A 14,966-nucleotide genomic window follows, 5' to 3' on the forward strand; every position below is an offset into this window, starting at 1 on the left:
TTAAATAACTATTCTTCCTTGATAAATTCATAGCAACCCATATCCGGAGAGGCGTCACGCGTCTTCCCGTCGCGGTCGTCAGGCAATGAATAATCAGCCGCCCCATTGTCTATAGCAGGAGAGTCTTGTGAAAGGTGGAAATCATATCTCTGCATGTCAATATCCACTAAACTGAAATTTTCTTCACCTGACACAGCCGCAGTGTCTTCAACATTTTCCCAAATCACGTCCACAAAGTTCTCGTCACCCTCGATTTCAGGCGTACGCAACAATGTGTTCACAAACCTATAATTAAATTTTACGTCCTCTTTTCCTTTTAAACCGCTCATCATATCTTCACCATAACCCGTAACAATGCTGTTGACGCAATCCATCCTTTCAAGTGGAATGTCTGTATCCTCGAGAACATTCGTGTACATCAATGCGGCACCTCGATTAGAGTCAAACGGATAAAACTGTGCTATGGTACAATGCGTTAAAGACACGTCGCCGCCATATACGGCTACACAATTATTCAACGTATTGGTTATCTGGCAGTTCCTTACGTCAACCTTGCTGTTGACGGTCTTCAAACCAAATCCCTGGCAGTTATGCACCGTACTATTGTAAAGCTGGAGTTTCGCCCGCGTTACGTCGGAAGAATCACATACTATTCCGTCAAACGTGCCATGGATATCTGTATAGGAGATTCTGTTGCCATAAGAAGATGCATGGAACTTAACTCCCTGCCACTGGCCGCTTACCATGTCATATGGCAGATAGTCGAACATCCAGTCCGTACGGTCGCCACGAAGCACGATATTACTTTCTGCCGAACCTTCCGCAATCAATGTTCCATACACGTCGATACCTGCGTCGGAATGGAAATACAACGTCGTCCCCGGAGTTATTCGCAATGTAGCAAGACTGTCAACCTTCAGTCCTCCATAAATGACTATTGGCCTCTCTGTTCCGTTGATAGTAGAATCGTTGGATATTTCGACATTCCTCAGCAATGTAGCGTTCCATGAATATGCGTTAAGGTTTACTTTCTGCTCTACCCCACTCTCAAGCAAGAACACAAGGTCGTCTTCTATCTCCTGCGGCCCTTCCTCGGCATTGACAGGTGAAGTCAACTCTACAAATACGCGTATGCTGTCATTCTTCCTGATTTCGACATTCGACACCTGGTATCCTGCTGTAGGACTAAGATACTCACCGTCTACATTTACCCTGAAACCTGTCTGGTTGCCTCCCGCAAGGCGTACCGTAGTGCAGCGTATGCCGTCTCCTGACTTATTGTAAACCCAGAATGAGCGAGTTGAAGATGGTACAGTCGCAAAAACCGTATCCATTCGTACCGTATCGGTTGAAAAAGTAAGCCGGTTAGATGGCGACGAACTAAACGAATCGTCGTCTGTACAAGCGCTACAAGCCAGCAATACGGCAGCGGCGCATAACATTATCTTAAAAATTTTACCCATGTGTTTATTAATAACGCCGACTGTACGATAATATTGCCTTCGACGTTATTTCATCATCCTGACAAGGTTTGAATAGTCGTTGTTTCTCAACAGGGTCTCCACTCCCGAAGCCTTGTTACCTCCCATATACTTGTCAACCACGCTTATATAGCGTGACTTGAAGAAGTTTCGTCCGAGCGCGATATTGCATACCCACATTATCTTGCCCATATGGAGGTCGCGCTCGAGCTGAGTGCGCGACTCGAAGTCATGCATCGGATATAGACTAAGCAAATAGAAACTGAGACAATCAGGCACGATATGTTCACGAGTCATAGTTTCAAGCTGCGACGGGAGATAATACCTCTTATATAATTCATAATCCTTGCCCAAGTACTTATCAAGCGATATGCCGATAGTCTGGTTGCCGATTACAATGCTTTGGTCGAGAGCTCCAATCTGCGCATATACCTGCGGAATAGGCAATGACGGCACATGCGCCTTCAAACGGTCAAAAGCCGCATTCAACTGGGAATTTATATCGTCCATATTGGCATACTGCGACTCTGCGTCAGATACAATCTGCTGAAGTGTCGAATCCTGGAAGAAAGCCAGAAACTTATGGTTTATCTGCGGGTCATTCACCTCTCCAAGCCTCAACACGTCCTCTATCAGGGTACGCGTCTCGATAGGATAGTCCATGTTCATCTGTTGAAGGGCTGAAAAATCACCCGTGGTAAGGTACTGGCTTTCAAGCCGGTCATAGCGGCATACTTCGATTTCATGCTCGCCCTCACCGTCCTCAAATGGCTTTAATTTCATGTCACACGACACGAAAACCATCATAACCATCGTCAATAGACAAAATACCTTTCTCACACTAAACATGATTTGTTTTGCAAAAATACTAAAAAACATTAGTATTATCAAACATATTAGCTAAAAAAATTAAATTACAAGCTTAAATATCGCTTAATTTTTCTTTTATTATAAAAAATGGCTAAAATTGCAAAATATATTCAAAGAACAAATAATGTCTTTCCTACCTTAAAATGACATAAAACCAACAAAACAAGCACTATGTACGGAAGTCCGGCAACAACATGCCGACAACATAAAATGCCAAGAACCGACGGATTTGCCAAAGACGGCATACTACAATGTGAAAGGCCGCCTTTTACATTACAAAAGGCCATCAATTATAATGCGTTTTGCGGCCTTTCAGGATTAAACATGCACTTCCGGGAAATACGCACAAGAAAATATATCGCCAAGGACGTTGCATTAAGAAATTAAAAAATCAAAACTCCAAGTTTTTCATTTCGCTCTATCGAAAATTTGAATTATCTTTGCACACAAGAAAGACTTTAGAAAATCGTATATGAACATGAAAAAGAAACTACTGACCAACATGCTGGTATTGTTAGCTGCAATCCCGGCATTTCCACAAAAAACAATCAACATCAAGGTATCCAACGACAGCCAGAAACCAAAGGCCAATGTACCCGTAGTACTACAACTCAAGGACTATGGAATGGATGTAAAATCTGCTCTCGTAACCGACGGAGGCAAGGAGATACCATGCCAGCTTGACGACATCGACCAGGATGGCAAGATGGACGAGCTCTGTTTCATCACTGACGTAAAAGACAAAGCAGCAAAAAATTTCAGCATAACGCTGTATAGTGAAGGTAAACCAAGGTCATACGAGCCGCAAGTGTACGTGGAAATGTTGTTAAGCAACAAAAAGGTAAAAGAAAGCAATAAGCAGAACCTGTACATTTCGCAACTGACCGTTGACAACGGAACTAATCCATATTGGACACTTCACCACCACGGCGCGGCATTCGAGAACGACATGGTGGCCTACCGCATTTACTTCGACCATCGCCAGACTGTCGACATATATGGAAAATACAAAAAACAGCTTGAACTGAAGCAAACACAGTTTTATCCGGACAAAGCCCAAAAGGCAGCACAATATGGCGACGACGTACTTTGGGTAGGCTCGACTCTCGGACTTGGAACGCTCCGCGGGTGGGACGGCCATAATCCTACAATGCTAACAGACGTTGACAAACGCAGTCAAAGAATAATATCACGCGGCCCGATACGTACCATCGTTGAAGTAAAAGACAAAGGCTGGACACCGCAATCCATACGTCCAGACATGGCCCCAATCGACATGACAACACTCTACACACTGTACGCAGGCCGACGCGAATGCAGTGTAGACGTAAAATTCAACAAACCAGCCGGCGACTACATGCTTTCAACAGGATTTATAAATGTCAAAAACTCAACCGAATATTCTGACAAGAAAGGCCTAAGAGGCTGCTGGGGCACAGACTGGCCTGTATCTGCAAAAGACAGCGTAGGGCACAAACGTGAAACCGTTGGCCTCGGTATATACATACCTGAAAAGTATATCGTAAGCGAAGAACCCGCCAACAAGGACAATTACGGATACGTAATCAACACCACAACGGACGAGCTCCACTACAAAATCACATTCTGCAGCGACAACGAGACTTTCGGATACCATAGCGATAAGGAATGGTTTGATTTTCTGAAAGAATGGAAAGACGATTTGTCACATCCCGTAACAATTACAAAAGAATAAAATAAATGCCGGCACATGATAAATATTCACCATGTGCCGGCAATATATTAAGTTTAGTCTTCAGTTATACAATATCATCCCGACCCTATTTTGTGTCCTTTTCAAGAAAACAAGAACCGACAAATTAGCGTTTCTTCCGCTTTAATTCAAGTTTCGGTATTTTAAGACGCATACCCTCTTTAACCTCCGAAATACCATTATGCACTTGAATGTAACACTCCATGCCGGCACCAAGATAAAATCTTGAAATCTTTTCCAAAGTCTCTCCTCGCTTTACTTCTACAGTTTGGGCAGTACCCGTAATCCTGTATGCGCCGGTATTGACCATAGCTTGGGCATTCTTCAATTCCAGGGATTGCCCTTTGGCAGTAGCCTTAGGTACAATTTCATCTATCGGTTCTTTGCCCTTAACTTCAGCCTTCTTCAAAGTGTCGGAAGAACGGTTTACGGTTTCATCAAGAGCAACAGTATCCGTACGCTGTAAGGTATCTGCCTGCGACTTCGGTTGTGCCGATTTTACCACGACCCTCTCCGTCCGGTATTTTACAGCAGGAACAACAGTGCTCCTCCCCCAATAATAACCGCCAGTAAAAGCAGCCGCGGCAATGACTATGGTTAATACTGTAAAACACGCCCACTTATTACGGGAAATAAAACCGGTGGATTGAATTTCTGATTGTTCTTCAACCAAATTATCTGAATCATCTCCTTTTTCTGGTTCTACATCAGGTGAAATGCTTGATTCGCGTGAATTGTCACAAACTGTTCCATCGTCATCAGCACCGGAACATACTGGCCCATCATCAGCAGGTAAACCTTCCGTAGTTTTTCCGTCATCTTGGCTCGCACTGTCTTCAGATAAGTCACCATCATCCGCAATTTCATTATCGTCCACAACGTCATCAACACTGCTGTCAGAAGGTGCTTCAACAGGTTCAGCCACAGAATTCTCATCCACTAAAACGTCATCTTGGATAAGCCCTTCACTACTTTCTGTACCATTATTTTGTAACGCAGCTAAGTCTTGTTCCTCTTGTTCATCATCATATTCAACATCTCCGTCCTGGCCACTTATGTCTGTATCTGGAACATTCACCTTGCTTATTTCCTCTATATCAACACCCTCGTTTAAAACAACAGTCTCAAACTGGGCAAAAGGTTTGTTTACAAGATCTCGCATTATTGGGTCAGGCGTAAACGTTATCTTACCATGGCTTTCAATAACGACACGCTCACCGGTATTGACGTTAACGCTTTCACGTTCACGTACATCTATCACTTTAAACGTTCCGAGACCTTTTACCTTGACTATTTTATCACGGTACAACCCTTCGTTTATGACATCAAAGAGAGCTGTCACAAACTTTTCTGCTTCTTGTTGAGATAATCCGTGTTTAGAGACAATGGCTTTCGCCATATCCACAATAGAAACCTTAGCCATTATCCCTCACCTCCATTCTTTAATTTTTCCTTTATCGCAGCTATCGGCTTGAATCCCAACACCAGTTTTGGGGGAACAAGCATCCGATGTTTTGTTCCAGGATTCACGACAATACGTTCCAAACGTTTCTTAACTTCAAAAGTTCCGAATTTTGGAACAGACACACTGTCACCTCGCTGAAAACCGTCGTTCATGGAATCGATGACAGTATGAATTATCTTTTGAGTGTCATCCTGAGTGTATCCCAAACGCTGGGATAATTCGGAAATAAAGCTTTTATTATTCATTATAAATAAACTTTCATAATTATACCATCAATGGGTAACAACAATGCCGTACAAATCAAACTCCTCGGAATCAGTAATCCGTACATCATAAAAAGCACCTGTACGCAACTGTTTCACATCGGCAGGGATGAGAACCTCAGGGTCAACTTCCGGAGAGCTGAACTCTGTTCGTCCGATATAATAGTCACCTTCTTTCCTGTCAATTATTACCCTAAAAACTTTTCCTACCTTAGAAGCAGCAATCTCGGTGCTTATTTCCTGTTGTAAAGCCATAAGCTTATCAAGCCTGGCTTGCTTAACGCTCTGGCTTATATTATCTTCGTAATGAATGGCACTATACGTCCCTTCTTCTTCAGAATACGCAAAAGCTCCCATACGCTCAAATCTGGCCCATTTGGTGAATTCCATCAATTCATTAAAATCATCATCACTTTCATTTGGGAAACCGACCATTAATGTAGTGCGAATATGTATACCCGGCACTTCCTTTCGCAAACGCTCTATCAGAGCATATGTCTCAGCCTTCGTAATATGGCGACGCATTGCGGAAAGCATATTGTCGGAAATATGTTGCAATGCGATATCTAAATATTTGCAAACATTAGGTTTCTCGCGCATTACCGCCAACAGTTCATAAGGGAAACATGTTGGATAAGCATAATGCAGACGTATCCATTTTACACCAGGGATATCTGAAATATCTGATACTAAATCTGCTATATGCTGCTTACCGTCAATATCAATACCGTAATACGTTAGTTCTTGTGCTATTATTTGAAATTCCTTAACACCAGAAGCGACAAGCATTCTTACTTCATCAAGAATCTCGGATTTTGGCCTGCTGACATGACGGCCTGTAATCAACGGTATAGCACAATATGCACAATGCCTGTCACATCCTTCACTTATCTTTATGTAAGCATAATGATGTGGTGTCGTCAATAGTCTTTGACCATTACAAGAAGGGACTTCTGCCTTTCCTAAGTCATTCAACAATTGCTTAAAATCAAATTTCCCGTAATATTTATCTACTTGTGGAATTTCCTTCTCCAGCTCAGATTTATACCTTTGCGACAGACATCCCATTACATATAATTTCCGTATACGTCCACACTCCTTGGCATCGGCGAATTCAAGGATAGTATTCACGCTTTCCTCTTTGGCATCTCCGATAAATCCGCAAGTATTAATAACAACAATTTCACCATTAGGGTTCTTGCTGTCGTGAGTACATTTATACCCATTAGCCTCAAATTGCTTCATCAAGAGTTCACTGTCTACAAGATTCTTTGAGCAACCTAAGGTTATAAAATCAATCTGGTTCTTTTTCACTTTTCTATATTAAAGAGTGAATCTACGAATTGTGTCTTGTTAAATAACTGCAAATCTTCCATTTTCTCGCCCAGTCCAATATACTTTACAGGCACTTTTAACTGGTCGGAAATGCCTATGACAACGCCTCCCTTGGCTGTCCCATCAAGTTTTGTAATTGCAAGACTTGTTATTTGTGTTACAGCAGAAAATTGTTTTGCCTGTTCAAAAGCATTTTGTCCGGTAGAACCATCAAGGACAAGCAAAACTTCATCTGGCGCTTGTGGAATGACTTTCTTCATTACATCCTTGATCTTCTTTAACTCATTCATCAAACCAATTTTATTATGCAAGCGCCCTGCTGTATCAATCAATACTACATCGGCACCGTTTGCCTTAGCCGAACTCAATGTATCATAAGCTACGCTTGCAGGATCGGCACCCATTTGCTGTTTCACTACAGGAACCCCAACACGTTCTCCCCATATGGAAAGCTGTTCTACAGCGGCAGCACGAAAAGTGTCAGCAGCACCCAGATAAACTTTCTTACCAGCCTTCTTAAACTGATATGCAAGTTTACCAATAGTAGTAGTCTTACCAACACCGTTGACACCTACAACGAGAATTACATAAGGGGCATGGTCTGACGGTAAATCCCAATTCTCATTATCAATAGAATTGTTCTCTGTCAACAATGCAGCAATCTCGTCACGAAGTATGGAATTAAGTTCGGAAACAGAAACATATTTATCTCTTGCTACACGCTCTTCTATTCTACTGATAATCTTTAATGTCGTATCCACACCAACATCCGAAGTGATAAGCACCTCTTCAAGATTATCCAAGACATCATCGTCTACCTTAGATTTACCTGCAACAGCCCTCGCAATTTTCGAAAAAACACTTTGCTTTGTCTTTTCAAGCCCCTTATCAAGCGTCTCCTTCTTACTCTTATTGAATATTCCAAATAATCCCATATCGCTGTATTTTGCCACAAAATTAGTAAAATGAACTCATATCTACAACAAAAAAGGTCGCAAAATTCATTGCGACCTTCTTTTAATATTATATCATGAAATCTTAATTCTTGAAGAAATCCTTAACAGCCTCGTTGGGCACCATCTGCTCATCAAAGATATAAGCGCCAGTCTTAGGGCTCTTTACCATCTTGATAACCTTTGTATAAGCGCGACCATCCTTTGAACCTTCATGGAGGGTTGCGACGGTTTTCTTTGCCATTTTACGTTATATTTTAATTATTATTTTATCTCCTTGTGAAGAGTCATTTTCTTCAGGATAGGATTATACTTCATTAACTCCATTCTTTCAGGTGTATTCTTACGGTTCTTTGTCGTAACATAACGACTTGTACCAGGAAGGCCGCTGTTCTTCATCTCAGTGCATTCCAATATTACCTGAACCCTATTGCCTTTAGCCTTTTTTGCCATGGTGGTTATTCTCCTATTACTTTAATGTCTTTCCAATCACAGTAGCCTTTTGAAACAGCCTGCTTGAGAGCTGCATCCAAGCCCACCTTATTAATGAGACGCAGACCGGCAGCACTTATCTTCAAGCTTATCCAGCACTGTTCCTCAACATAATAGAACTTCTTTCTGAAAAGGTTTACATCAAAAGTACGCTTTGTGCGGTGTTTTGAGTGTGAAACGTTATTTCCAATCTGGGCTTTCTTACCCGTTATTTGACAAATTTTAGACATCGCTATCTACTTTTTTTGTTTTAATTTTTGATACTTATTCCAAACAGAGTGCAAAATTACTAACTTTTTCCGAAAGTGCAAAATATTTGCACCAATAATACAGCTTTTAATTATTTTTAGTATTAATAACGTCTCTCGTCACAACAAACATCTGCATCAAACGCCTTGGAACGGAAATTTCACATTCCCCTCATCATCTTGAATGTCATCTATCTTCAGCCTTTCTTTCAGATAATCAAGGAATAACTGAAGTGCCTGGGTTGTTGCGTTCGAAAGATTCAACTCGCGGCCCTTATCCTGTTCTATTTTCAATGTAACTATATCGTCCGCACTTCCACAAGCCAGCCATATTGTACCTACAGGTATCTCGGCTGTACCTCCGGAAGGCCCGGCTACACCTGTCGCAGATATTGCATAATCCACACCAAGTGCATTAATAGCACCCTTGACCATCGCAATTGCGACTTCCTCACATACGGCTGTCTTTTCCTCAAGCACGTCATGGCTAACACCCAATATCTTTTCCTTAATTTCATTAGTGTAAGAAACGATACTGCCCTTAAAATAATTTGACGCTCCTGGCATCAGTATTATTGCCTCGGCAATCCTTCCACCCGTACAACTCTCCGCCGTCCCAAGAGTTTTACCTTTTTCCCAAATAAACTGGCTGATTTCCTTACTTAATATTTTATTCTCGAAATCCATATTCTTATATTTTATTGAAATGTTACTTTTGAGAACGCCGGTTTGTCTATAGAACAAAAATCCTTGTCAAGATATTTATAGTAACCGGTAATACCTATCATCGCAGCATTGTCAGTAGTATAACTGAACTTCGGTATATATATTGTCCAGCCATACTTATCCGCATATTCATGAAAAGCATTACGCAATCCGGTATTGGCACTGACGCCGCCTGCCACGGCCACATGCTTAATACCTGTCTGCTTAACCGCAAGCTTCAGTTTTTTCATCAATATGTCGACAATCGTAAACTCAAGACTGGCCGCGAGATCTTCCTTATGGTGCTCAACAAAATCCGGATCATCCTTAACCCACTCTCGCAAACTATACAGGAAAGAGGTCTTCAAGCCACTGAAACTATAATCCAATCCTGGAATGTGTGGTTCGGAAAAGCTGTATGCATGTGGATTGCCCAGACGTGCCAATTTGTCGATTATAGGTCCTCCGGGATACCCCAACCCCATAACTTTTGAGCACTTATCAATTGCTTCGCCAGCCGCATCGTCTATTGTCTGTCCCAACACTTGCATGTCATTGTAAGCGTTAACCTTCACGATTTGTGAATTTCCACCACTCACTAACAAACAAATAAACGGTAACGGAGGAGCCGATTTGTCATCGTCACTTTCCTTTATAAAATGTGCCATGACATGACCTTGCAAATGATTCACGTCTATGAGCGGAATATTCAGGGAACGTGCAAATCCCTTGGCAAAACTGACGCCAACCAACAAAGAGCCCATCAGCCCCGGCCCTCGGGTAAAAGCGACAGCCGACAATTGTTCCTTTACAATTCCCGCACGCTTTATTGCCTGGTCAACCACGGGCACAACATTCTGCTGGTGGGCCCGCGAAGCCAATTCCGGAACCACGCCACCATAAGCCTTGTGCACTTCCTGAGAGGCAGTGACGTTGCTCAACAATACTCCGTTACGCAACACAGCGGCCGATGTATCGTCGCAACTGCTCTCAATACCTAATATATATACGTCTTCCATAACACACAATTTAAGCGGAAAGTATCTCTACCCCATGCTCAGTCATCAAGAAAGTATGTTCCCACTGTGCACTCGGCTTCTCGTCTTCCGTTATTACTTCCCAGCCATAAGGGTCATCCGCATCAATAAAGACTCTCCACGTACCCATATTAATCATAGGCTCAATAGTAAACACCATGCCCGGCACAAGCAGCATGCCAGACCCTTTATGGCCAAAATGCAATACTTCTGGCTCCTCGTGGAATTCAATACCTACCCCGTGCCCGCATAAGTCACGCACGACGCCGTAATGATATTTCTCTGCATGTTTCTGTATAGCGTGGCCTATGTCCCCTACAAATCCGTATGGTCTTGCCGCTTCGGCACCAATCTCGAGGCATTCTTTTGCCACACGTACAAGCTGTTCTTTTTCCGGAGTAGTCTTTCCTATAATGAACATACGCGATGCGTCTGCGTAATATCCGTCCAATATCGTTGTAAAGTCGACATTTACTATGTCGCCCTCCTGTAAGATGTCCGTTTCCTTTGGTATTCCGTGACACACCACTTCATTTATGCTGGTACATACGCTCTTCGGATAGCCTTCATAATTAAGACACGCAGGCACCGCCCCATGTTCAGTGCAGTAGTCGTAACATATCTTGTCAATCTCGGCTGTACTCATACCTGCATGTATACGTGCCGCCACTTCGTCCAGTACACCTGTGTTTATAACTCCACTCTTGCGGATACCATCTATCTGCTCAGGAGTCTTGATTAAATTGCGAGTAGGCACCAGTTTTCCCTTGTTTTCCCAGTACATCACCTGCTTATCCATTTCCGTAAGCGGTTGTCCTGGCACCGTATGCCACCTTCTTTTCTTCTTGAATACCATCTTTACTATAAATATCTTTTGCAAAAGTACAAACTTTATCGCAAAATGAGTACTTTTACGAATGTTATTTTCCTAATATAAACCACGCGACGGAAGCTTGCCCGACTTTTTAATAAAAGAATACAATTCACCCGTCCAGTCCTCACCGTTCTTAGGGCACATGGTATTGAAACCGAGCCGGCGAGCCGCCTCGATATTGCGAGGTCCGTCATCAACAAATAACGACTCCTCAGGATTTATAGCCTCATTGTCGATAACCGCCTGGAAGAATTTTAGGTCAGGTTTCATAACGCCAATGCGGAAACTAAGGTAAAGCGCGTCAAAATAATCACTTAACGACGCTTTTCCGCCATCGAAATCATTACTTAACGCCCAACTCATCATGAATGGGTTTGTGTTTGACAGAAGTATCAGGCGATAACCTTTACCGCGCAAATTCCTCAATACGTCAAGATTACGTGCAGGCACTTCCTTACGATAGCCCAACCAGCAATACTTACACTCGTCGAATGTCAACTCGCGGCCTATAATACGGCTCAACTCCGCTCGGAATTCCTCCGCGGTAATCTTGCCTTCCTCCACGTCACCGAATATTCCAGACTGGGTATACGGGTCAAGATATGTCTCGGCGTCAGTCAGTCCGGTCTCCTTAAAGCGGCGCAAAGCCTCGCTTTGGTCTATTGTCATTATCACGCCGCCCAAATCGAATATCAAGTTCTTTATCATTTTCTGCGGTTTTACGGTTATGTGGTTATGGGAGTTAAGGTCTTTAAAGTCATCATAAGTTACTTTTTACCTTTTCACTTTTCCGCCCTTTCACCTTTATTAATAATGCTTTATCGCCCGGTCCATCTCTCGGCGGTCTTCCTTTTCCTTCAAGGTCTGGCGTTTGTCGTATTCTTTCTTACCCTTGGCCAAGGCTATGTCGACCTTGGCGCGCCCCTTGGCATCAATGAATACAAGCGTCGGCACGATGGTGAATCCTACCTGTTTAGTAGCCTCCTGCAGCTTGTGTATCTCCTTTTTCGTCAACAGGAGTTTACGGTCGCGCTTCGCCTCGTGGTTGTTATACGAACCGAAAAAATACGGCGAAATGTTCATTCCCTTTACCCATATCTCGCCATTGTGGATATAGCAATAGCTGTCCACCAATGAGGCCTTACCCTGACGGATTGACTTTATTTCAGTACCCGTAAGCACAATGCCTGCCGTATATGTCTCGACAAAGAAATACTCGAACGAGGCTTTCTTGTTTCTTATGCTTACCGGACTTTTCTTTCTTATCTGTTCCTCTTGTTTGTTCATCGTTCTCTTTTAGCAATAAAAAAGCTTGCCACTTCCTACCCTTACAAAATTACGTTCAACGGCCACAGTTTTAAGGCACTACTTCCGCAAAGCGGTCAATGTGTTCGTCAACATAATAAGCTATCTTCGCTACCCATTCCTCCTCATTTTCAACAAACTTATCGTCAAGTTCGTCAAACTCTGGATACTGCTCGAACATTGCCATGAACTCCTCGTCAGTACAGTCGCGCTCTATTTCACGCCCATATTTACGGAACAGACGGCCGGCTTTGTTAACTAATGACGCCAAATCGTCAAGCCCCCATTCCCTTACAACCTTCACAAACGGGTTGAAAAACAAGAACGGACCGTATCCATTGTATATCAGCTGGACAAATCCGCCGTCCATAACCTCGTCATGCATCGCCTTGAATGCCACCAGTGTCATTTGGTCCGCATTCAGTTCGCTCATCATCGGCTCGCCTATTTTACCGCCGTAACGAGTGAATATGGCATTGAAAAACACATCCAGGAATTCATCACTTCCTTTTTCGGCAGCCGCCTTGAGTTCGGGCTCGTTTATGGTAATAGCGTTCATATCAAAACTTTATACGTTTCAAACTGCAAAGATACTCCAAACCGAAGACAATGCAAAATAAAAGGTGGTAAAATGCAGGTATTTTTCACAATGACATCTCCAACGCATTGAAATACAGCACTTTACAGCACACATTGCGAAAGGCCGTCAAACGCATTGCAAAACATGGCCTTTCAGGCGATAAAAGACGGTATTTTGCAGTACATTTGACGGCCTTTCGCAAAACAGGGCACCGTTTGCTTTACCACACGACAACGCAACCGGATATACACAATAAAAACGCATGCCTGCCGTTATGGAATAAAAACACATATGAAGAAAACCCTACTCATTCTTTTATCCCTAATTCTCGTTAAAAACGTATCGGCACAACGTAATGAAATCTACGACCGTGGCATTGCCAGCCTGCAAGTAGTCGCAGGCCAGCAATGGCTCTCGCTGCCGATAATCAAGCTCGGCAGCCATGGTCCTAACGAGCGGATAAACATAAGCTTCGACGACCTTACGCACACGTATCACCGTTACGTGTACCGAATTGAGCACTGCGAAGCTGACTGGACCGTATCCGACCAGCTGTTCTCAAGCGACTATATCGAGGGCTTCCAGGACGGCAACACCATTGACGACATCGTTGAGTCTATCAACACGAACACACTTTACACTCATTATTCACTACAAATACCCAACGAACAATGCTCGTTGAAAATGAGCGGCAACTACAAGTTGACCGTATATGACGAGAACGATGGCGACCGGCCGATGTTTACAGCATGTTTTATGGTGATAGAACCGGCGATGGGAGTCGCGCTTGACGTAACCACGAATACCGACATCGACATAAACAAGGCCCACCAACAGGTTTCGATGCAGGTAAACTATGGTGGCATAAATGTTACGGATCCCATGTCGCAAATTAAAACCGTCATCATGCAAAACAGGCGCTGGGACAACGCAAAGGTTAACCCACGCCCGCAATACATCATGCCTGACGGACTGAAATGGGAACATAACCGCGACCTGATATTCCAGGCAGGAAACGAATACCATAAATATGAAATCCTGGATGTTGACCATCCTTCAATGGGCATCGACCGCATCGTATGGGACGGCAACGACTACCAGGTTTACCCGTACGTATGTACACCGCGCCCGAACTATCTTTACGACGAAGACGCCAACGGCGCATTCTACATCAGGAACAGCGACAACATCGAGAACGACATTTCTTCCGAATACGTCTACGTTCACTACACGCTGAAGACTCCACAGCGTTTCGCTGGCGACATATACGTGAACGGCGCATGGACTAACGACCAGTTTACGCCAGAATACCTGATGACTTACGACGAAATAAACAAATGTTATACCGCTACAATCAGGCAAAAACAAGGATATTACTCATACCAGTATGTCATGGTAGACGACAACGGAGTAAGTCAGGCGGTTCCGTCAGAAGGGAGTTTTTACCAGACCGAGAATAAATACCAGGCCCTTGTCTACTACCGTGGACGTGGAGAGCGTACCGACCGCCTCGTAGGCTATCAGGAAGTACAATTCAAATAAACAACCGGAAAACTAAAAAAGAACCAAGATTCAGTTTGCAATTGCAGAATGTTGCATCGCTACAAACTGAATCTTGGTTCTTTT

The 14,966-nt window shown here is 43.2% G+C and carries 17 protein-coding genes; 2 read left to right on the forward strand and 15 right to left on the reverse strand.

What is annotated here, in order from left to right:
- Positions 1-8 precede the first annotated feature (8 nt).
- Both H6A34_RS00825 and H6A34_RS00830 read right to left on the reverse strand, forming a co-directional pair.
- Complete coding sequence (locus H6A34_RS00825; protein WP_205102872.1) at positions 9-1,463, reverse strand: right-handed parallel beta-helix repeat-containing protein; 1,455 nt, start codon at positions 1,461-1,463, stop codon at positions 9-11.
- A 45-nt stretch (positions 1,464-1,508) separates the two neighbouring features.
- The gene (locus H6A34_RS00830) at positions 1,509-2,321 is read right to left on the reverse strand and encodes a gliding motility protein GldB-related protein (protein ID WP_205102873.1); all 813 of its coding nucleotides are present in this window, start codon (positions 2,319-2,321) and stop codon (positions 1,509-1,511) included.
- 508 nt (positions 2,322-2,829) lie between these two features.
- On the opposite strand from H6A34_RS00830, the gene H6A34_RS00835 reads away from it, so the two are divergent.
- A complete protein-coding gene (locus tag H6A34_RS00835) occupies positions 2,830-4,065 on the forward strand; it encodes a DUF4861 domain-containing protein (RefSeq protein ID WP_205102874.1) in 1,236 nt (411 codons plus the stop codon).
- Positions 4,066-4,189: 124 nt separating this feature from the next.
- Here the strand turns inward: H6A34_RS00835 and H6A34_RS00840 are convergent, their stop codons facing one another.
- The 13 genes from H6A34_RS00840 to H6A34_RS00900 all read right to left on the reverse strand — a co-directional run bounded on the left by H6A34_RS00840 (position 4,190) and on the right by H6A34_RS00900 (position 13,319).
- Positions 4,190-5,506, reverse strand: coding sequence for an HU family DNA-binding protein (locus H6A34_RS00840; RefSeq protein ID WP_205102875.1), 1,317 nt, complete (start codon positions 5,504-5,506; stop codon positions 4,190-4,192).
- Positions 5,506-5,793: an HU family DNA-binding protein gene (locus H6A34_RS00845; protein WP_205102876.1), complete on the reverse strand. Its 288-nt coding sequence runs from the start codon at positions 5,791-5,793 to the stop codon at positions 5,506-5,508. Before H6A34_RS00845 ends, H6A34_RS00840 begins: the two co-directional genes overlap by 1 nt.
- A 27-nt stretch (positions 5,794-5,820) precedes the next feature.
- Complete coding sequence (gene rimO, locus H6A34_RS00850) at positions 5,821-7,125, reverse strand: 30S ribosomal protein S12 methylthiotransferase RimO (RefSeq protein WP_205102877.1); 1,305 nt, start codon at positions 7,123-7,125, stop codon at positions 5,821-5,823.
- Positions 7,122-8,081: a signal recognition particle-docking protein FtsY gene (gene ftsY, locus H6A34_RS00855; protein ID WP_205102878.1), complete on the reverse strand. Its 960-nt coding sequence runs from the start codon at positions 8,079-8,081 to the stop codon at positions 7,122-7,124. The genes rimO and ftsY overlap by 4 nt, the downstream gene beginning before the upstream one ends.
- A gap of 103 nt (positions 8,082-8,184) precedes the next feature.
- Positions 8,185-8,343 carry a DUF4295 domain-containing protein gene (locus H6A34_RS00860; RefSeq protein ID WP_006950479.1) on the reverse strand — a complete coding sequence of 53 codons (159 nt, stop codon included), beginning with the start codon at positions 8,341-8,343 and terminating at the stop codon, positions 8,185-8,187.
- A 20-nt stretch (positions 8,344-8,363) separates the two neighbouring features.
- The gene (rpmG, locus tag H6A34_RS00865; RefSeq protein ID WP_021948956.1) at positions 8,364-8,552 is read right to left on the reverse strand and encodes a 50S ribosomal protein L33; all 189 of its coding nucleotides are present in this window, start codon (positions 8,550-8,552) and stop codon (positions 8,364-8,366) included.
- 5 nt (positions 8,553-8,557) lie between these two features.
- Positions 8,558-8,821 (reverse strand): 50S ribosomal protein L28, encoded by a 264-nt coding sequence (gene rpmB, locus H6A34_RS00870; RefSeq protein WP_021948954.1) that lies wholly within the window; start codon positions 8,819-8,821, stop codon positions 8,558-8,560.
- 156 nt (positions 8,822-8,977) lie between these two features.
- Entirely contained in the window at positions 8,978-9,526 is a 549-nt protein-coding gene (locus H6A34_RS00875) for a CinA family protein (protein WP_205102879.1), read from the reverse strand.
- Between the two features lie 11 nt (positions 9,527-9,537).
- Positions 9,538-10,563, reverse strand: coding sequence for a tRNA (adenosine(37)-N6)-threonylcarbamoyltransferase complex transferase subunit TsaD (gene tsaD / locus H6A34_RS00880; protein WP_205102880.1), 1,026 nt, complete (start codon positions 10,561-10,563; stop codon positions 9,538-9,540).
- Positions 10,564-10,573: 10 nt separating this feature from the next.
- Positions 10,574-11,437, reverse strand: a complete 864-nt coding sequence (gene map / locus H6A34_RS00885; RefSeq protein WP_205102964.1) for a type I methionyl aminopeptidase — start codon at positions 11,435-11,437, stop codon at positions 10,574-10,576.
- A 72-nt stretch (positions 11,438-11,509) separates the two neighbouring features.
- Positions 11,510-12,163 (reverse strand): HAD family hydrolase, encoded by a 654-nt coding sequence (locus H6A34_RS00890; protein WP_205102881.1) that lies wholly within the window; start codon positions 12,161-12,163, stop codon positions 11,510-11,512.
- 99 nt (positions 12,164-12,262) lie between these two features.
- On the reverse strand, positions 12,263-12,742 hold the full coding sequence (gene smpB, locus H6A34_RS00895) for an SsrA-binding protein SmpB (protein ID WP_021948949.1): 480 nt from the start codon (positions 12,740-12,742) through the stop codon (positions 12,263-12,265).
- A gap of 70 nt (positions 12,743-12,812) precedes the next feature.
- Positions 12,813-13,319, reverse strand: coding sequence for a DMP19 family protein (locus H6A34_RS00900; protein ID WP_021948948.1), 507 nt, complete (start codon positions 13,317-13,319; stop codon positions 12,813-12,815).
- Positions 13,320-13,631: 312 nt separating this feature from the next.
- Between H6A34_RS00900 and H6A34_RS00905 the strand changes: the two genes are divergently transcribed.
- Positions 13,632-14,882: a type IX secretion system plug protein gene (locus H6A34_RS00905; RefSeq protein WP_205102882.1), complete on the forward strand. Its 1,251-nt coding sequence runs from the start codon at positions 13,632-13,634 to the stop codon at positions 14,880-14,882.
- Positions 14,883-14,966 lie beyond the last annotated feature (84 nt).

Source organism: Marseilla massiliensis (assembly GCF_016899855.1).
GTDB lineage: Bacteria > Bacteroidota > Bacteroidia > Bacteroidales > Bacteroidaceae > Prevotella.